Source organism: Pseudomonas sp. HPB0071 (assembly GCF_000478505.2).
Classification (GTDB): domain Bacteria; phylum Pseudomonadota; class Gammaproteobacteria; order Pseudomonadales; family Pseudomonadaceae; genus Chryseomonas; species Chryseomonas luteola.
In genome coordinates, this window is record NZ_KI517367.1 from 48,192 (window position 1) to 65,813 (window position 17,622).

Annotated in this window: 16 protein-coding genes; 3 read left to right on the forward strand and 13 right to left on the reverse strand. The window is 52.4% G+C overall.

Annotation, left to right across the window (positions count from 1 at the left end; genetic code table 11):
* Positions 1 to 7: 7 nt before the first annotated feature.
* From pheS to HMPREF1487_RS00185, 6 genes are all read right to left on the reverse strand, one after another.
* Positions 8 to 1,012 (reverse strand): phenylalanine--tRNA ligase subunit alpha, encoded by a 1,005-nt coding sequence (pheS, locus tag HMPREF1487_RS00160; RefSeq protein ID WP_010794560.1) that lies wholly within the window; start codon positions 1,010 to 1,012, stop codon positions 8 to 10.
* Positions 1,013 to 1,106: 94 nt separating this feature from the next.
* Positions 1,107 to 1,463, reverse strand: coding sequence for a 50S ribosomal protein L20 (gene rplT, locus HMPREF1487_RS00165; RefSeq protein WP_010794561.1), 357 nt, complete (start codon positions 1,461 to 1,463; stop codon positions 1,107 to 1,109).
* Positions 1,464 to 1,489: 26 nt separating this feature from the next.
* Positions 1,490 to 1,684 (reverse strand): 50S ribosomal protein L35, encoded by a 195-nt coding sequence (rpmI, locus tag HMPREF1487_RS00170; protein WP_010794562.1) that lies wholly within the window; start codon positions 1,682 to 1,684, stop codon positions 1,490 to 1,492.
* Positions 1,685 to 1,745: 61 nt separating this feature from the next.
* Positions 1,746 to 2,297: a translation initiation factor IF-3 gene (gene infC / locus HMPREF1487_RS00175; RefSeq protein WP_010794563.1), complete on the reverse strand. Its 552-nt coding sequence runs from the start codon at positions 2,295 to 2,297 to the stop codon at positions 1,746 to 1,748.
* Positions 2,297 to 4,219: a threonine--tRNA ligase gene (gene thrS / locus HMPREF1487_RS00180; RefSeq protein WP_010794564.1), complete on the reverse strand. Its 1,923-nt coding sequence runs from the start codon at positions 4,217 to 4,219 to the stop codon at positions 2,297 to 2,299. Before thrS ends, infC begins: the two co-directional genes overlap by 1 nt.
* A 996-nt stretch (positions 4,220 to 5,215) precedes the next feature.
* Positions 5,216 to 6,361 (reverse strand): RNA-guided endonuclease InsQ/TnpB family protein, encoded by a 1,146-nt coding sequence (locus HMPREF1487_RS00185; protein ID WP_010794565.1) that lies wholly within the window; start codon positions 6,359 to 6,361, stop codon positions 5,216 to 5,218.
* A gap of 129 nt (positions 6,362 to 6,490) precedes the next feature.
* Here HMPREF1487_RS00185 and HMPREF1487_RS00190 point away from each other — a divergent pair, with 129 nt between their 5' ends.
* The 3 genes from HMPREF1487_RS00190 (at position 6,491) to HMPREF1487_RS00200 (ending at position 8,455) form a co-directional block, all read left to right on the forward strand.
* A complete protein-coding gene (locus tag HMPREF1487_RS00190) occupies positions 6,491 to 6,961 on the forward strand; it encodes a hypothetical protein (RefSeq protein WP_010794566.1) in 471 nt (156 codons plus the stop codon).
* Positions 6,962 to 7,038: 77 nt separating this feature from the next.
* Entirely contained in the window at positions 7,039 to 7,242 is a 204-nt protein-coding gene (locus HMPREF1487_RS00195; RefSeq protein ID WP_010794567.1) for a hypothetical protein, read from the forward strand.
* Between the two features lie 142 nt (positions 7,243 to 7,384).
* Positions 7,385 to 8,455 carry a phytanoyl-CoA dioxygenase family protein gene (locus HMPREF1487_RS00200; protein WP_010794568.1) on the forward strand — a complete coding sequence of 357 codons (1,071 nt, stop codon included), beginning with the start codon at positions 7,385 to 7,387 and terminating at the stop codon, positions 8,453 to 8,455.
* A gap of 29 nt (positions 8,456 to 8,484) precedes the next feature.
* Here the strand turns inward: HMPREF1487_RS00200 and HMPREF1487_RS00205 are convergent, their stop codons facing one another.
* The 7 genes from HMPREF1487_RS00205 to HMPREF1487_RS00235 all read right to left on the reverse strand — a co-directional run bounded on the left by HMPREF1487_RS00205 (position 8,485) and on the right by HMPREF1487_RS00235 (position 17,621).
* Positions 8,485 to 8,667 carry a hypothetical protein gene (locus HMPREF1487_RS00205; RefSeq protein ID WP_010794569.1) on the reverse strand — a complete coding sequence of 61 codons (183 nt, stop codon included), beginning with the start codon at positions 8,665 to 8,667 and terminating at the stop codon, positions 8,485 to 8,487.
* Positions 8,668 to 8,676: 9 nt separating this feature from the next.
* On the reverse strand, positions 8,677 to 10,347 hold the full coding sequence (locus HMPREF1487_RS26195) for a hypothetical protein (protein ID WP_010794570.1): 1,671 nt from the start codon (positions 10,345 to 10,347) through the stop codon (positions 8,677 to 8,679).
* A 71-nt stretch (positions 10,348 to 10,418) separates the two neighbouring features.
* The gene (locus HMPREF1487_RS00215) at positions 10,419 to 10,937 is read right to left on the reverse strand and encodes a hypothetical protein (RefSeq protein WP_010794571.1); all 519 of its coding nucleotides are present in this window, start codon (positions 10,935 to 10,937) and stop codon (positions 10,419 to 10,421) included.
* Positions 10,934 to 13,705, reverse strand: coding sequence for a host specificity factor TipJ family phage tail protein (locus tag HMPREF1487_RS00220; RefSeq protein WP_010794572.1), 2,772 nt, complete (start codon positions 13,703 to 13,705; stop codon positions 10,934 to 10,936). The genes HMPREF1487_RS00215 and HMPREF1487_RS00220 overlap by 4 nt, the downstream gene beginning before the upstream one ends.
* A complete protein-coding gene (locus tag HMPREF1487_RS00225; RefSeq protein WP_010794573.1) occupies positions 13,698 to 14,096 on the reverse strand; it encodes a hypothetical protein in 399 nt (132 codons plus the stop codon). The genes HMPREF1487_RS00220 and HMPREF1487_RS00225 overlap by 8 nt, the downstream gene beginning before the upstream one ends.
* Position 14,097: 1 nt before the next feature.
* Complete coding sequence (locus tag HMPREF1487_RS00230) at positions 14,098 to 14,583, reverse strand: DUF1833 family protein (RefSeq protein WP_010794574.1); 486 nt, start codon at positions 14,581 to 14,583, stop codon at positions 14,098 to 14,100.
* Complete coding sequence (locus HMPREF1487_RS00235) at positions 14,580 to 17,621, reverse strand: phage tail length tape measure family protein (protein ID WP_010794575.1); 3,042 nt, start codon at positions 17,619 to 17,621, stop codon at positions 14,580 to 14,582. The genes HMPREF1487_RS00230 and HMPREF1487_RS00235 overlap by 4 nt, the downstream gene beginning before the upstream one ends.
* Between the last annotated feature and the right edge of the window lies 1 nt (position 17,622).

Below are 17,622 nucleotides of genomic sequence, written 5' to 3' on the forward strand. Positions count from 1 at the left end.
ATTAAAGCTAGCGGAATTGCGCCAGGAAGCGCAGGTCGTTATCGAAGAACAGCCGTAAGTCATTTACGCCGTAACGCAGCATGGCTAGGCGCTCAACGCCCATACCAAACGCGAAGCCCTGATATTTCTCAGGATCGATACCCGCCATTTGCAACACGTTAGGGTGCACCATTCCGCAACCTAAGACTTCAAGCCAGCTAGGGGTCAACTGGCCGTCTTTATTGACATGTCGACGGATGTCGACTTCTGCAGAAGGCTCAGTGAATGGGAAATAAGAGGGTCTGAAGCGGACCTCTAGGTCTTCTTCAAAAAACTCGCGCAGAAAACCCACTATCGTGCTCTTGAGGTCGGCAAAGCTGACCTTCTCATCAATCACAAGCCCTTCTACCTGATGAAACATCGGCGAGTGCGTCTGATCGGAATCGCAGCGATAAACTCGGCCTGGGCAGATGATACGAATCGGAGGCTGCTGCTGCTCCATGACACGAATCTGCACGGGTGAGGTATGCGTACGCAGTAGACGTGTAGCATTAAAATAAAACGTATCGTGCATAGCACGAGCCGGGTGGTGACCTGGAATATTAAGCGCCTCGAAGTTATGGTAGTCGTCTTCGATTTCAGGGCCTTCAGCCACGTTGTAACCAATACCTGTAAAAAGTCGCTCGATACGTTCCAAAGTACGGGTAATAGGGTGCAAACCACCCGTTTTTTGCCCTCTGCCAGGCAACGTTACGTCAACCCGCTCCGCTGCTAATTTTTCAGCCAAAGCGGATTCTTCTAAAAACTGTTTGCGGGCGTTAAGCGCATCTTGCACACGCTCTTTAGCCGCATTGATCAGCGCACCGACTTTCGGCCGCTCTTCTGCAGGCAGATTGCCCAGCGTCTTCATGACCTGGGTAAGCTCACCTTTTTTCCCTAGGTAGCCAACCCGTAGCTGTTCAAGAACAGTCGTGTCTTCAGTTTGCTGCACGGCCTCCAACGCTTGGCTGACCAGTGCCTCCAGGTTTTCCATTCACTGACTCCAGATACAAAATAGGGGAAGAGCTTTAGGCCCTTCCCCTACTGGTGACGTTACTGTCGGGCCAAGGCCCTGATTGACGCAGGGCTTAAGCCAAAGAAGCTTTAGCTTTCTCGACAATCGCAGCGAACGCTACTTTTTCATTTACCGCCAGATCGGCCAGAACCTTACGGTCGATCTCGATGGCCGCTTTCTTCAAGCCAGCGATGAAACGGCTGTAAGACAGACCGTTCATACGAGCACCAGCATTAATACGAGCGATCCATAGGGCGCGGAACTGACGCTTGCGCTGACGGCGGTCACGATAGGCGTATTGGCCTGCCTTGATCACAGCCTGCTTAGCAACACGGAACACGCGAGAGCGAGCACCGTAGTAACCTTTAGCCAGCTTCAGAATTTTTTTATGACGACGACGGGCAATTACGCCACGCTTAACACGAGCCATGAGTTATACCTTTACCTTGTGACCGATTAACGAACGCGCAGCATGCGCTCAACTTTTTGAACGTCAGACGGGTGCATCAGAGATGTACCACGCAGCTGGCGCTTACGCTTGGTGGTCATTTTGGTCAAGATGTGACTCTTGAACGCGTGCTTGTGCTTGTAGCCGGAAGCGGTCTTTTTAAAACGCTTCGCTGCACCACTTTTGGTTTTCATCTTTGGCATGTTCATATACTCCGCATTGGGTGATTACGCATAACCGCAAGGCCTGCCAGTGCCCTGGTGGTTACTTTTTCTTTTTAGGGGCGATGACCATAATTAGCTGGCGTCCTTCCATCTTAGGATGCTGTTCTACGGCACCGTATTCAGCAAGGTCAGCCTCGACCCGCTTTAACAGCTCCATACCCAGCTCCTGGTGAGCCATCTCACGACCACGGAATCGCAAGGATACCTTGGCCTTGTCCCCCTCATTAAGGAAACGTACCAGGTTGCGTAGTTTTACCTGGTAATCCCCTTCTTCCGTCCCTGGACGAAACTTGATTTCTTTTACCTGAACCTGTTTTTGGTTCTTTTTCGCTGCTGCGGTCTGCTTCTTCTTCTCGAAAAGATGCTTGCCATAATCCATGATGCGGCACACAGGAGGTACTGCATCGGCGGAAATTTCCACCAAGTCCAGCTTGGCTTCATCAGCAGCGCGTAGCGCTTCATCAATCGAGACGACGCCAATCTGTTGGCCGTCAGCACCAATCAACCGGACTTCACGAGCCGAGATATTCTCGTTGATCGGAGCCTTGGGTTGAGTTCGCTTATCCTGTCTCATTTCACGCTTAATAGTCATTACTCCAATTCTTGTCGACCGCGACGAGCAACTGCTTGAGCTAGAAGCTCCTTGAAGTCCGCAATAGGCATTGAGCCCAGATCAGCACCTTCACGCGTGCGTACAGCCACGGCTCTTGATTCAACTTCCCGATCACCTATAACAAGAAGATAGGGAACCTTGAGCAAAGTATGCTCCCGAATTTTAAAGCCGATTTTCTCGTTTCTCAAGTCAGCTTTAGCTCGGAAACCGCTTTGATCAAGAATTTGCACCACTTCGTTAGCGAAATCGGCCTGTTTGTCAGTGATATTCATGACCACTGCCTGAGTTGGAGCAAGCCACGCCGGGAAAGATCCCTCGTAATGCTCAATCAAAATACCGATGAATCGCTCAAAAGAACCAAGGATAGCACGATGCAGCATTACTGGGTGCTTACGGCTATTATCTTCACTGACGTATTCAGCACCAAGACGAGACGGCAAATTAAAATCAAGCTGTAGCGTACCGCATTGCCATACTCGACCCAGACAGTCCTTCAAAGAAAATTCAATTTTTGGACCGTAGAATGCACCTTCTCCCGGCTGCAAGTCATAGGCCAGCCCTGCATGATCAAGCGCCGCAGCTAATGCTGATTCTGCCTGATCCCACAAGTCATCTGATCCAACACGCTTTTCAGGACGGGTAGAAAGCTTCAGTTGTATATCAGTGAATCCGAAATCAGCGTAAACCGCCAAAGTAAGCTTAATGAAAGCAGCCGCCTCTTCCTGCATTTGGTCTTCTGTGCAGAAAATGTGAGCGTCATCTTGAGTGAACCCTCTGACACGCATAATGCCATGTAAAGAGCCTGATGGCTCATTACGGTGACAAGCGCCGAACTCTGCCAGACGAAGAGGCAGTTCCTTGTAACTCTTTAGCCCCTGATTAAACACCTGCACATGGCAAGGACAGTTCATTGGCTTGATAGCATAGTCACGACTTTCCGATTCAGTCGTAAACATATTGTCGGCATAGTTAGCCCAGTGGCCGGACTTTTCCCAAAGGGAACGATCCACAACTTGTGGCGTACGGATTTCGGAGTAGCCGTTTTCATGCTGAATACGGCGCATGTACTGCTCAAGCGCCTGATAAACAGTCCAGCCGCTTGGATGCCAGAACACCATTCCTGGCGCCTCTTCCTGAGTATGGAAGAGATCCAGCCGCTTGCCCAGCTTGCGGTGGTCACGTTTTTCAGCTTCTTCAATGCGCTGAATATAAGCTGCCAGCTGCTTTTTATCGGCCCAAGCCGTACCATAGACACGCTGCAGCTGTTCGTTTTTGGAGTCGCCACGCCAGTAGGCACCAGACAGCTTCGTTAGCTTAAATGCCTTCAAAAAGCGGGTATTGGGCACATGCGGACCACGACACATGTCCACATACTCCTCATGATGATACAACCCCATTGCCTTTTCATCAGGCATATCTTCAATCAAGCGGAGCTTGTAATCTTCCCCTCTCGCTTTAAACGTCTCGATAACCTGCTCTCGCGGAGTCATACGCTTGATGACGTCGTAGTCCTTATCGATCAACTCACGCATCCGCGTCTCGATAGCAGCCAGATCATCCAGCGTAAAAGGACGCTCATACGAGATGTCGTAATAGAATCCCTCATTAATAACAGGACCAATTACCATTTTCGCTGTCGGGAACAGCTGCTTTACAGCATGACCAACCAGATGAGCACAAGAGTGACGGATGATCTCCAAACCCTCTTCATCTTTAGGTGTAATAATTTGCAGGGACGCGTCATGATCAATAACGTCGCAAGCATCCACCAGACGTCCATCTACTTTGCCTGCCAGAGTAGCTTTCGCTAATCCAGCGCCTATAGACTGAGCGACCTCTGTGACTGTAACAGGATGATCGAATAAACGTTGGCTACCGTCGGGAAGAGTAATAGTGGGCATGGCGCCTCCTTTAACAGTGGTGACCCATACCAAGGGCCACATGGTTCGGATGAGCCAGTAAGCTACAGCATCGAATTATATATCCTACCGAACGATGGCAGGCCTATGCACTTTTCAATTAATCGATGAAGGATCACTGGAGCAACAAAGAATATATATGCTTTCAGAAAATGATTAGCTATACAACCAAGCATTAGGCCACACCTAAAAATATTAGCCCTCCACACCAAGCTAGTCAGACTAGCTACCTAGTGGTTTTCATGCAGCACAACTTGAAAGCAAGCCATCACCTGGGCACTTGATCAAAGATCACTTTTGGCATGCCGTAGCTGTAAAAACTATTGGATTGAAACTGAAGAATAGCCAACACAGGCCGATAACTCGCATAACCAAAGCGGGATCGACTTGCCGTGATCATTCCAGACATACCGATTGTAAGAATAAGCCTGAAAGACTACGCGTTGTTAGCAAGGGCGCTAGATTCAACGGTGTTTTCAATTACATTGAAAACAGACGAAGGAAAGCCCATTGCCTGGCGCTTTTCAAAGGGTTACTTCACGAATAAAAGAATGTTTGAGCAGATAGTAGGCCGATTGCCACTATAAAGCAGCCAGACCTTGCCTAAAAAAATAAGGGCCTGACCAATCAAGTCAAGCCCTTATTACAACTGGTGCCCGGAGCCGGAATCGAACCGGCACGGAGTTTCCTCCGAGGGATTTTAAGTCCCGAGACAAAACCAGCATTCATGCGGGTTTCAGCCCTATTTCCGGTCCGCAAACACATAAATTTTGACCCTCTCCAGCCCAACGGCATCAATGGGTCCAAAATAATTGCGGACCGGAACCATATAGTTATGAAAGATAACGATTCAAGGGATGACCTCCACCTAGCAGGTGCCCACTAGCCACCCTCCCTCTTTCCGACTACTGTATGCATCCTCAGTAGAACGGACCCTCTTTTGACTGCTCCCCGCCCTAAAGGACGGGGATTCCCAATTCAACGAGAACAGGACATAGGTACTTGACCTATGCTGCTTACATTCTCTCCAAGGGCTAACACTGCCAGTCCGGCAGCTTTGATATTAATGGCGGCATTAACATCGCGGTCATGTTCTGCCTTGCATTCAGGGCAAACCCACGAGCGGATGTTAAGGGGCATTGAATCCATTATGTACCCGCAAGACGAACAACGCTTTGAACTGGGATACCAGCGGTCAATAGCGACCACTTGCCTACCTGCCCATGCGCCCTTGTATTCGAATTGCCGGGTTAGTTCGCCCCAGCCAGCGTCGGCTATTGCCTTGCTTAGCTTGGGATTGCGAATCATGTTTTTTACGGCAAGGTTTTCGACACAGACCACTTGGTTTTCGTTAATCAGTCTGCGTGACAGCTTGTGTAAGCCGTCGAGTCGGCAATCGGAGATTTTAGCGTGAATGCGCGCAACCTTCTGGCGAGCCTTGGCGCGATTGGCAGAACCGAGCTTTTTACGGCTCAGGCGGCGCTGTGCCAGTGCAAGCCTTGCAGCATACCGGCCTGTATGACGGGCATTGGCAATACGCTCACCCTCGGACGTGACAAACAGGTCCTTAAGACCCATGTCGATGCCGACCATTTTCGGCGTAACGGGCAGGGCTTGAGGTTCAAACTCGCACAGGCACGACACGAAGTAGCGGCCCGCTGCATCCCTGGAAATTGTCACAGTGGACGGTGCGGACGGCAGGTCACGACTCCAACGAACATTAAGCGGCATCTTGCTTTTGGCAAGGTACAACTTTCCGTCCTGATACTTAAAGGCCGAGGCCGTGAACTCAGCCGATTGGTGGTTTCGCTTTTTCTTGAAGGCTGGGTATTTAGCGCGACCTTCAAAGAAGTTCTTGAACGCGGCCTGCTGGTGGCGCAAGCACTGCTGCAAGGGTACGCAAGAAACCTCATTCAGAAACGCCAGTTCCGGCTTTTTCTTGATGGCGGTCAGGTGTGCGCTGGCAGCGGTGTAACCAATCTTCTGCTGCTCTTTGTAGAACGCTTTGGTGCGCCAGTTAAGCACCTTGTTGTAGACCAAACGCACGCAACCAAACGTCTTCGCAAGCAGTTCCGCTTGTTCGGTCGTTGGGTAGAAACAGTATTTGTAGGCGCGTTTAGTCATGCCTTACAAATACTCAATTTAATGTGAGATAGCAAATAGCCACTAAGAGGAAGCGAGAACAGGGGCACGCTTTGCGTGCCGCGCTATCCCTCCCCGAACTAGAAGTACGGGGTATCTCGCGCAAAATTGATGAGCACTTCAATTGCCGAATGGGAAAGACTGGCTAACGACCAGCACGCCCTTGTGCGCCTACCTGAACACCATACCTCTTACATGAAAGATGTGGCCGACCGGCTGTTAAGTACCCAGGCAATCACTAAAGATCGCTGGCAAGACATGATGGAGGTCATCGACTCGGCAAAGTTGTGGGCGGCTGAGGCATTGGCTACTTATTCGCCCGACTTCCTCAAAGGCGGCATCTACGAACTCAGGGATACGAACGGCAAGCTGGCCGGGATCGTCGAACAGTCAGCGTTCGAGTTCTACAACCTGAACGAGGATCATGGTGTTGTCCGGAGAGATCCGAACGGCCGCCTGGAATTCCACGAGCGAAACGCTGGGCTATATGGCTCGGTCGATCGGATGAGGCTAACGCGGAAGGATGGGCAGCACTTTGATTTGATTCTCATTGGAAGAATCGTTAATGGCGAGAGAACTTGAAAAGTGAGGACGTGTTCAGCTTTATTTCATACTCGATCGTCTACTGTGACAGCGCTATTACAAGGCACGAGGGAGCCATGAACACAGAAAGACTACTGAAAATGAAATCTTCCTTTGAGGCCGCCAAGGGTATCTGCTGGGAGGATGCGTCAGAAGAAATTCAACAGGAATGGACAACCTGCTGGGATCTAGCTATCGCCTCAGTAACGATTGAGCTACCCCAGAACCCCCTGGAATTTAAACGGGATAGACATGCTCAATTATCAGCAAGCTATCAATGACTGCAGGGACGTCATTATAAGAAGCGGTTTAAAAACCGTACCCTAACAGTCAAAAGGTGTCCCAGTTAACAGATTTTATGTATTGACCTGATCTTTTGCTACAATCCGCAGCGCTATAGCACTCTTGAGCGAGATCACATAAATGACAACGCAGTTCTCAAATCCTCTACCTGGGGTGCCTTCGGTAGAGAGTCCCTTTTTTCAAAAGATCTTTGCCGACCCATCTATTGATGAGTGGACTAAGAACATAGCTCACGAACTGAACGAAAACGGCTTTGCTGTCATCGACTTTCCTGACGAGGAAATAGAGGCGCGTGCAGAGCGTATAAAACGAGATCTGCATGACCAATACGATTGGAAGTTCTGGCACGAGGTAGGTTTCGAAAGAAATGCTTCCCTGCGCTTGATGAATGCCTGGGAGACCAATGAAGACGTACGGAGCATTGCTACTAACCAAAAGGTTATGGATCTGCTTTCCACTCTCTTCGGTCGCAAGGCTTGGCCTTTCCAAACTCTTAACTTCCCGGTAGGCACTCAGCAGCCATTCCACACTGATTCCGTACACTTCAGTTCAACGCCAGAACGCTTTATGTGCGGCGTATGGACTGCGCTGGAAGATATCGATGAGGATGCTGGCCCGCTGGTTTATTACCCTGGCAGTCACAAGTGGCCAATCTATACTAACGAGCATATTGGTATTTGTGCCGTTGACTCCGACACCAAGATTACCCAAGCCGCATATGAACCAATGTGGAACGCTTTGGTTGAGGCGCATGGCGTACAGCCACAGTATTTTAGGGCTAAGAAGGGCCAAAGCCTGATCTGGCTATCCAATCTTCTGCATGGTGGTATCAAACACCAGAATCAGCAGAAGACCCGCTGGTCCCAGGTGACGCATTATTTCTTTGAAGACTGCGCCTACTATATCCCGATGCATTCGGATCCGTTCTACGGAAATATCGTTTTCCGCGAACTGTCCAATATCATCACAGGCGAAGTTGTTAAGAACCAATATGTCGGGCGTGAAATTCCCCAGCAATTCATCCAGGAATCTCGCCTGCGCCGCTTCAACGAAGCGCCCAAGGAAGTTCCTGAAAACTTTGACCCTCAGCTGTATTTGGCAGCGAACCCAGATTTACTAGCTGCGGGTGTAGATCCGGCACAGCATTATATAAATCACGGATGGAAAGAGCGCCGCGCCCTGCGTCCGTAACATAGGGGCCCCAGTTAGAGGGGCCTTCTCTATGCAAAGTTGCCAATTGATTCTGCAGCATCAGAAGCCTCTTGTGAGGCTTTTTCTTCATCAAGCCCTTTCAGCATTCCTTCCAGCTTTTCAGTTTGAAGCGCATTAAGATGTCTCTGCTGTTCTAAGTATTGAAGTTGAAGCAGGATATTGTTGCGCTTGAGCTGATGTATCTCGTCCATATCTATTCCTTAATCCGTTAGCCCATGCGTACGAAGCATCGAGTCCATCGCCATAACACGGCGAGATAGAACCTGGACTGCTGTCATCAGGTTCTGCATTTGAGTCTGTGTGTATGTTGAGGCCGCCGCTGTTGGTTCATATGTTGTGATGGCAGCCTTTGATGCCGTGCCAGTCATTGCGCCCCAGCCGGTGTCTCTACCCCCTACAACCTTGACGTTATTGACCCGGTACTCAGCGGCTACCATTTGACCATTCAAGGTCATCAGGCCGGTATCGGCTAGAACCAGCAGTTGCTTGTCTTTCGCGTGGTTTAAAATACGAAACGAGTTTTGGTCAACGCCGATTGTTTTAGTGTTTCCGGTAGCATCTGCTAGTGTCATCTGACCATACGAGTCGACCAAAAAAGTTGTCACGCCACCACGTACACCCCTAAAAAAGTAGTTCCATACTCCACCGGCATCAGAGATCCGAATACCTTCATCTAGAACGCCTGTGTTTGCCACTGCATGAAAGCCAACTGCAATACCATTCTTGTCAGCTTCAGAGTTCCCAACCAAGCCAATCTGAGTTTGCATCTGCTTGGTAATAGTACTGTTAGCCGGATCTATACGAGATGTCTGCCCTTCGAAGATCGCGTTAAACCCAGTGCCATAATGCGCAACGTTGAAAAGACCAGCACAGACATCTGAGTCTTTACCTCCCTGCCTTATGACCATTTGCATACCGTCTATTTCGCCGACAGCCGCAGTACCATCGCTAAATCCCTTCTTTTGGAGGGTCATCATGAGGGCGTAGTCGGCATTGCCGGGGCCATTCGCACCACTCCCCCTTGCATAACCTTCAATGCCGACTACACCGCGAGAGGAACCAACATGACTTGCCTCGATCTGTCCGCGCATTAAGCGCTTGACCTGCATCAGATCGCTTATGCCATCCTCCCCGTAGGGATTTAGTAAAGGGACCTTCTGACCTGTGTAGTCCAGAAGCGCGTCATACGTGTCGGGTAGAGCAGCATTTTGATACCCGTCAGGCATCACAACTAAAGTAGGCGTATCTAGTAAAGCTGCAAGACCAGATGACGTGTAGTCCTTGGCGCTTGGAGAGTCATCGAGACGGGCACCTACGGTGCGAGATCGGTAGCCCGTTATATACGCACCTTTGTTGCCTGAAGTGCTTGCGATGTCCTGCCTAAGAATATCATCACCAAGCAAAACGAAATTTTCTGACTCGTCCGCCCACACGCCAGTAGTGGTGTATGGGAGCGCAACCCCGCCCTTTAGGTGATAATAAAAGCCGTTATAACTGAATGTCTTATTCAGTGCATCAAGCACTATCCCAGCCTTATAAATGCCGAGATCTTGATATCCACTGGATTCGAGAAACGCTTGAAATCTGTCTTCTTGGCTCTGCTGGGAAAGTGTAAAAGCAGTATTTCGTTGATTCTCACCACTGTAAAAAGCAGCATTTCTTTGCTTCTCGCCATCCTCAAAAGCTTCTTGCCTCCCATCTTGAGCATTGTTGAAATCTTCTTCCATGCCAGTAAAGGAATGACGCAACTTGCCAAGACGGTCTGTATAAAACGGGTCTACTCCGTTTGCGAGTTTGTCGAAGTTAGCAGCGTTATCGTAAAGGTCTCGGGGGTCTGTGGACCCAACAGGGTTGCGAGTATTAAAAGCCATGCAATTTTCTCCAGACGAGCGAAGGCCCACAGCGTCCGTGGGGCCGTGTCTTAAACGGGGTTTAGGTTAGGTCAGGCCTGAGGAGGCCACTCTCTGTTTTGCGATTGATCGAACTCGGGCATGTAGGTCTGATACCGGCTTTCCGGCCATTCCTGATTCATGGCTTTGTCGAATACGTTAGCGAGCAGGATGTACTGCGGTGCGTAGATAACCCATCCCGGCTGCAGGATCGGCCGCTTTCTCAATTCAAGGGTTGCGGTGAACTGCCACCATCCTTTTGTTATTTGGACGGGACCGTCATACATCCCTCTGATCCGTGCGGTATAGGGCGCAAACCCCAGCGGAGTGGATAGCTCGCACTCAAACCACTTGGTACCGGATACCAGGACCTCTTCAAACCAGGCCTCGAAGTATCTGGCCTGCGATTCGGTCATCAGCCACTTGACCGACGCCTGGGTTGGAACCGAAGTGAATGCCCGTCTTTCGATCGTGCGTCCGCTTTGGAAAGAGGTCTCAACCTTTGGACTTGCGGTCTGTAGCTCATACCCATCCTGTAACGGCCTGGGCAACTCCTTTGGGTATGTGATCATGCGTCCTCCGGCGCGACGTTGTTGTCATCGGCATAGACGCGTTCGTCATAACCGACCGCCTCTACATCAGCGGTGTATTCGCCTGGTTCAATTGAAGTAATCAGAACGGGGTAGCCGGAACGCTTCATGGTGCCGAACAGCAGATGAGGCGGATCAATCTCCCAGCTGGTATCGGGAACGAAGTCCAGATCACCAATGGTCATCCGGTAATCGTCCAGCTTGGATGCAGGCCATGGGCCGCTGGTGGATCCATTCGGGCGACGCAGCAGAACCACATGCTGCTGATCTTCCTGCCACTGAAGCGGTTCAGAACTCACCAGCACACTCATGCCGTCAATTGCCATGAAGTCTTCCAGGATCGCGCTCTGGGCATAACCAGGAACGTCATCCGCCACCACGTCATAGCTCAGATACCCGCTATTGAGCGCAGCCAGTTCCGTGGAGAAGTTATAGCTCTTGGTGCGGTAGGCATATTCCCTGCGCCGCCGCATCCCTATCCGCCATGCTCGGTCTCGGTTGGTCACGCCGTTAAGAGTGATCTCCTTGACCGTATTCCCCTCATCCCCAGGCAGACGGCACTTAACAGTCTCGTCTGCGTAGGTCTTCTCGTCGGTGTACTTGATGTCCACCCCGTCGTAATCATCAGGAGATGGAAGCGTAAAGCTGCGCTTGAGCGCCTCGGTCATGTTCTGGGGTGAGTACATCTGCCCATACACACTTCTAGGCTCATCCCGCACCGGCTTGAGCTTGCCGCGTTCAAGGGTGAATTCAGCAAAGCCTGCTGTCAGCGCATCACTGATGCATTCCTTGACCGTGCTGCTGTCCTCAACGGCATAGTCGAAGTAATCACGACGATCGCTCCAAACCTTTCCAAGCCGCTCCAGTTCATCCAGGTCGAAGTCATCATCGACATAGCCTATGGATTTGGCGACATACCCAACCCAAGGGACGATATCCCGAGTAGCGACTGGCTTTGTCCAGCTCCCTCCTATGAGCCTAGGCAGTTTACGAGTAGCGACTACCGAAACCTGACTTTCAGACTGAGCCGATAGCTGATCGCCGCCACGGATGTAAACAGTCATCACCGTAACGCCTTGGTAAGCTTTAGGAGCTTTATTCAGGCGGGCCTTTAAGGCATACCACTGCACGCGGTCATACTTGTCGGTAGAGGTCGATTCCTGACCTATACGCCTCATTCTGACCTCTGCCCGGATGGATGAAGGCAGATTGACGCGCTCGGTATAACCAAGCTGATCAGAGGTGTTATTGGTATATCTGAAGCGTACCGATTGCCATGCCCCAAGAGTTGCCATGTCTCTGTATTGCAATTCAATGGTGCATGAAAACGGGTTCTTGGTGCCCTTCTTGGTATTGAAGTTAACCAAGCCCTGCGGGAAGAAGACGTCGATCTCCAGGGTATTGGTGACTTCATCCTCTGGACACGCCGCGAAAGGGCCCGCCCAGTCACCCTCAATCGTGGAAGCATCCAGCGTTATGACGGGTGTCGCGCTGTTGAAGGTATCAAACCCAGGCCACTCGTCATCCGCCGTACCTGTAGCCGTCAGGCGCTCCACCGTAATAGTGGATGGGCCATGATTTTCAGTCTTTGGATCGTCATCACTGACTGCATCATCAGAAACTGACGTTATACGATAACGTAATCCCTGATGACCGATGCAGCTGTATAGGTTGCCGGTCTGTAGGCCGTTGGCCGGTGCGCCGCTCGCATAGTTGAGCGTCATCGTGGCCGGTGTGTCGTCCTCCCCTAACCCGCCTTCCTCAAATGGCTGATAACTGGCTACCACGTAGGAGCCTGCATTATCTCCGGTGATTTCGATGGGCATGCCCACATAGGGGTTGATCATGGCGACATGAGGTCCGCTGATGATCGTTGCCCCACCGTTGCCTGGGCTTGTATAGGTGTAGGGGTACATCACCTCTACTCGGGCAATCAGGCCGGGCTGCCAGCCGATAGGAAACCAGCCCGCGCCGGTAGGAACGCTTATCTGATAACCAGAGAACAGGAAGGTATCTGCCGTGGGCTGCTCATCAATGGCAAACGTTGACTTGAGCGTAAGGCCCGCGCCGCCGGTGCTTGTGGATCCAACCTCAGTGGATGGATGCCACCAGTCCGCTGCCGTCTCGCCGGAAAGGTCTTGGCCTGGGCCAAAGATCTTGTAGGAAGCGGTATTACCCAGGGATGCAAGGGATGTCTCACCGACCTTTACCGCGCCGGGGTCAATCTGGAACTCACCTACTCCCACGCATAGCAGCAGTTCAGCCCACTGAATCCTGGTGTTCTCGAAGTAGTGACGGGGAGGAAGTAGGTAGTCAGGGTAGATCCTGTTCTTGCCTGCCGCCTCACGGATGATATCGCCGATCTTGACTTGGTTGCCCTTGCTTCGGGCCAAGTTGAGTGTTTTACCCTGCTGATCGAATGACCCTGGCGTCTTGACGTTCGGCCGGAGGAAGATAACCGCCGCCACCACCGCTGCAGCTGCAGCTGCCGCAACAATAGCAACAGTTGCAGCCTCAAGGCCCTTTGGCTCAGGGTAGATCCGAACGTCGTCCTCTGGGCTAAACAGTTTCGAATCCCACTGTTCGGGATCAATCAGTAATCCGTTTATTTCGATGCTGATAGGCGGAGATGTACGGCGTTCATAGCTCTTGACGTTGATCGAAAGCCACTTATCAAGCGTCATCACCGACTCGGTGTAATGCTTTTCTAGAGGTTCGCCCTCAAGCTTGCTCGGGTAAATGCTAATCAAAGTGAAAGCTCGCTTTAGGATATCGTTCAAGAAACTTGTTAAGTGGCTTCACGGAAACACCTGTCTGAAGCATTTCCATACCGTGAAGGCGTCCATCCACGTCAACGACCAACCCTACGTGAACACAGATCGCTCCACGCCAAAGGCAGACGATTGCACCTACCCTTGGCTCACAAGGAACCATTGCGCCGGTGCATTCATGAGCAGCTTTGGTGAACTCACGAGCCATGGTGTGCCGTACATGCCCCCAGCTAGGTAGAAGCGGGAGGCCATAGACCTCATGCCTCACTGCGCGGACAAGCCCCCAACAGTCCAGCCGCTGGATACCGTCCACAACCTCGCCTCTCCCGCCGTCCAGGTAGACGGCAGAGAAATAGTCATTCAAGGTCATATCAGACGTACCGTAGGCCAGGAGCGAAGTCCAAGGTGTACTTTCGGCGGGGCCATGCAAGGTTCAACAGGTCGTAATAGCCAGAGGACAGCTGAGAGGTGACGCCCTGTATATACCCGCCCTTCACCTTCATCCGGTAAGGCTTCTCAGCCGGGCCGGACAGATCGCTGGACAGATACACCCTGAACACCAAACTAATAACCTGTCTGGTATCCAAGGCCTCATCGATCAGCTGTTGAGACTCGCCGGTGACGTTATCAATGGCGAAGTTCAGCGTCTGATTCCCGCTGTTGTCCCGCTTGGGCAGGGCCACATCCATACCGCAGGCTTGGTATGTCACAACCTCCCCTGTTTCGGTTGCAGCCATCACATCCTCATAGGCCTTACACAGATAGACAGGCTTCTCCCAGGCAGGACAGGACAGCTCTAGAGTGGCGATCTTTACATCGGATCCGCCTGATGCGTAAAACTGCTCCAGAACCGTCATCGTCCTACCCTTCTAAGTCCATAGGTCTGCTCGAATGCCTTGGCAGCCTGACCGCCTTGGTGAATGTTCGATACGAACACGTCCATGGTCATGCCACCGCCTGAATTGTTGATCTGCTGAACCTGTCCAGCTTTGTTGGCGTCCTCGTGAAGGTTCACTACCACGCCGCCACCGCCTGACTTGCCCGGAGCGGTACCAGCTAGCCCGGCATTGCCATTCGGCGCGTAGCCTTTACGCAGTGACTCAACCGTCGCCACACCGCCCGCCCGGGCAATGTCAGCCTGTGACCAGACCACCTCGCCTTTGTGGACGATACCGGCTGGGTCGTACTTACCACCCGGACCGGTATAACCGCCCTCGGAGAACCCACCAGTGGCCGCTCCCGCAATAGCCGAGGAAGCTGCTGCAATCGCTGCTGCTGCAAACGGTGCCGTGGCTGCCGCTGCCGTGGCCGCTGCCGCTGGAGCCAATGCAGGACCGACGATAGGGATAGCCGCGGTAGAAGCGAAGGCGTTCAATGCGGCCAAGTTAACCTCAGCTGTAGACTGGCCTGTCACAGCAGCGGCATAGCCTGCCCCTGCCGTAGCGCCCAGCGCAGCCTTGGCGGTCTGCACGGTTGTGAGCCCTGCCACCTCCAGCGCGGCGTTGATAGCGTATCGTGCGCCCATCTCAATCAATGAGCTAACCACCTGGGTAAGGATCGTCTCCCCCAGGTTTGCCATCGCATCACCAAGGTCTTTGGTGTGGGTGATTGCATCGGTCAGGCTGTCAGCGATGCCTGTCGTCAGATTCTCAAGCGTTCCGCCTACGAAGTTCTGAGCCTGGTCCGCTATGTTTTTGGCTTGCTCGCTGTACTCGCTTATTGCACGTTGCGCGCCTACCGCCGCATTGCCGTTCAGTTCATCCAGCGCGGAGTAATACTCCTGCTGCATTGCCAGACGCTCGTCCAGGTTCTGCTTGAGCGCTTCGGTCTCCGCCCGGTAGGTGTCCTCAGTTATAGAGCCATTGGTGCGATCCCGCGCCGCCCGTTCAAGCTGACGTTGATAGTCCTGCCTGATCTTCTGCTCTGCCTGAAGCCTTTGCCGTGCTTCTGGGCCTAGCGTTGAGCCAGCCAGTTGGTCGGCGTACCCCTCGCGCTCCTGAGCCCTGCTGGCCTCAAGAGACTGCTGGAAGGCTTGCAGCTTGGTCAGCTGTTCGCGCTTCTTGATCTCATCTTCAAGCGCTACGTTTTGCTCAAGCTGAGCCCTGATCTGCAGCTCATTCTCCTGGAGGCTTTTCTGCTGGGCGGTTAGCGTACCCTTGGTCTTGAGGTCAGCTATTTGCTGCTCGAACTGAGCCAGAGCACGCTGAGAGGTGGTTAGCTTCTCGTTGGTGGTGAGCTGGTTTCGTAGAGTGGCTTCCTGCTCCTTGAGCGACAGAAGCATGCGAGTGGCTGCGTCATCCTGATAGGCCGCTGGCTTTCTGGCCCTAGGCCCTTTCGGATCGGCGTATTTCTCGTTCAGGTCGGCAATCACCCGATCGACGTTGCTTTGCTTCAAGCGCTCGTCGTTCGGGTTGACCTTCCTGATGTCCTCAAGAAGCTTCTTGTAGTCAGTGATGGCCTTGTTGCGCTGCTCAACCTTGCTCAATGAGGATTGAGTGATCGTGTCGATCTTCTGCTGGGCAGCAATAGCCTTTTCGTTCTGTTCAGCAGACAGCTTCTGAGCCGCTGCAATACCTTGCTGCGTGGCCTTCTGCTGCTCCAGGAACTGAAGGCGCAGCTTAAGGCCAGCCTGAGCTTCTGGCGTGATGAAATCGCCCTGGCCCAGAGCCTGATCAACGAAGCTTCTGGACTTCTGGTTGGCGGCTTTCTCAAGATCCGCCCGGACAGAAGCAATCTGCTCGTCAATCGTCTGTTCACGACCGACGTTAAGCATGGCATCCCATGCCGCCTTGGCCGCGCCCTTAACGCTATTCCAGGCACCCTCAATAGCGCCTAGATTCTGCTTGACCGCATCCGCCCGCGCTTTCAGTGCGTTGGCGTATGTTTCCTCGGCAAGGTTCGCCGCACCTACTGTGTCGCCCTGCTGCTGAAGGGCTCTAATCTGCTCATAAACCGCAGCAGTCAGGTAATGGTACTGCTCGTTAAGCTCAGCAGAGGCCTTGGCAGGATCTTCTGCCAGCTTCTGGAACTGAGCAACCGTATCCTCTACCGCTTGACCGGTAGCGCTCTCAAACGCCACCGCAGCGATAGCGATGTTCTTGAACTGGTCGCTGGCAATCCTGCCGGTGGCAACAATCTGCGTCAGTGCATCCGCAGCCGCTCCGGTAGTTCCGGTAACCGAGCTAACCTGCTTGGCAAGGTTCGCCATGCTGTCGGCGGTCTGGCCCGACTGATTGCCGGTAACAATCAGAGCACGCTGGAAGGCTGAACCCTCATCACTGCCCTGTTTATAGGCAAGTGCAAGCGCTGCTGCAGCTGCCGCGGCTACCGTGAACGGGTTTACCAGACCAGCGACGTATCCACCCAAAGCACGCGCAGCAGGACCAATCCCGCCGAACATGTCCTTAAGCTGTCCGCCCTGCTGGAGTAGTACCTGTAAAGGCTGCTGGCCTCCCTGTAGCGATACAACGATGTCCGTGAACTGAGCGGGGACGCCTCTCAGTGCGTTTGCCGTCTGCTTGGCAGTATTGCCAGTTCGATTCAGTGCATCAGCTTGTCGGGATATTGCCTCGCGGCTTTGATCCAACACCGACTTGTATTGCCGGTAGGTGTCGATGTCGATCTTGTTCGACGATCGGAACTGAGCAAGCTTGCGCTCCTGCTGGTCCAGCTTATCCAGTGCTCTGGTAGCGGGGTCAATGGAGGCAAGAAGCCGTCCTAACTCGTCCTTCTGATCCTTGAAGGTTTTGGTTGTCTGCTCAGCAGAATCCTTAACTTTCTTGGAAGACGCCTCAGCCTTTTCGCCTGCACTTGCCAGCCGCTTTAGGCTTTCCGTGCCCTTATCTACTTCGCTTGAGTCAACCCTTAGGCCAAGGGAAGCAATATCATTTGCCATG

Excerpts from the sequence above, each read along its gene's own strand:
- pheS (WP_010794560.1), bottom strand. The coding sequence starts at position 1,012 with ATGGAAAACCTGGAGGCACTGGTCAGCCAAGCGTTGGAGGCCGTGCAG.
- rplT (WP_010794561.1), bottom strand. The coding sequence starts at position 1,463 with ATGGCTCGTGTTAAGCGTGGCGTAATTGCCCGTCGTCGTCATAAAAAA.
- rpmI (WP_010794562.1), bottom strand. The coding sequence starts at position 1,684 with ATGCCAAAGATGAAAACCAAAAGTGGTGCAGCGAAGCGTTTTAAAAAG.
- infC (WP_010794563.1), bottom strand. The coding sequence starts at position 2,297 with ATGACTATTAAGCGTGAAATGAGACAGGATAAGCGAACTCAACCCAAG.
- thrS (WP_010794564.1), bottom strand. The coding sequence starts at position 4,219 with ATGCCCACTATTACTCTTCCCGACGGTAGCCAACGTTTATTCGATCAT.
- HMPREF1487_RS00185 (WP_010794565.1), bottom strand. The coding sequence starts at position 6,361 with ATGACTAAACGCGCCTACAAATACTGTTTCTACCCAACGACCGAACAA.
- HMPREF1487_RS00190 (WP_010794566.1), top strand. The coding sequence starts at position 6,491 with ATGAGCACTTCAATTGCCGAATGGGAAAGACTGGCTAACGACCAGCAC.
- HMPREF1487_RS00195 (WP_010794567.1), top strand. The coding sequence starts at position 7,039 with ATGAACACAGAAAGACTACTGAAAATGAAATCTTCCTTTGAGGCCGCC.
- HMPREF1487_RS00200 (WP_010794568.1), top strand. The coding sequence starts at position 7,385 with ATGACAACGCAGTTCTCAAATCCTCTACCTGGGGTGCCTTCGGTAGAG.
- HMPREF1487_RS00205 (WP_010794569.1), bottom strand. The coding sequence starts at position 8,667 with ATGGACGAGATACATCAGCTCAAGCGCAACAATATCCTGCTTCAACTT.
- HMPREF1487_RS26195 (WP_010794570.1), bottom strand. The coding sequence starts at position 10,347 with ATGGCTTTTAATACTCGCAACCCTGTTGGGTCCACAGACCCCCGAGAC.
- HMPREF1487_RS00215 (WP_010794571.1), bottom strand. The coding sequence starts at position 10,937 with ATGATCACATACCCAAAGGAGTTGCCCAGGCCGTTACAGGATGGGTAT.
- HMPREF1487_RS00225 (WP_010794573.1), bottom strand. The coding sequence starts at position 14,096 with ATGACCTTGAATGACTATTTCTCTGCCGTCTACCTGGACGGCGGGAGA.
- HMPREF1487_RS00230 (WP_010794574.1), bottom strand. The coding sequence starts at position 14,583 with ATGACGGTTCTGGAGCAGTTTTACGCATCAGGCGGATCCGATGTAAAG.
- HMPREF1487_RS00235 (WP_010794575.1), bottom strand. The coding sequence starts at position 17,621 with ATGGCAAATGATATTGCTTCCCTTGGCCTAAGGGTTGACTCAAGCGAA.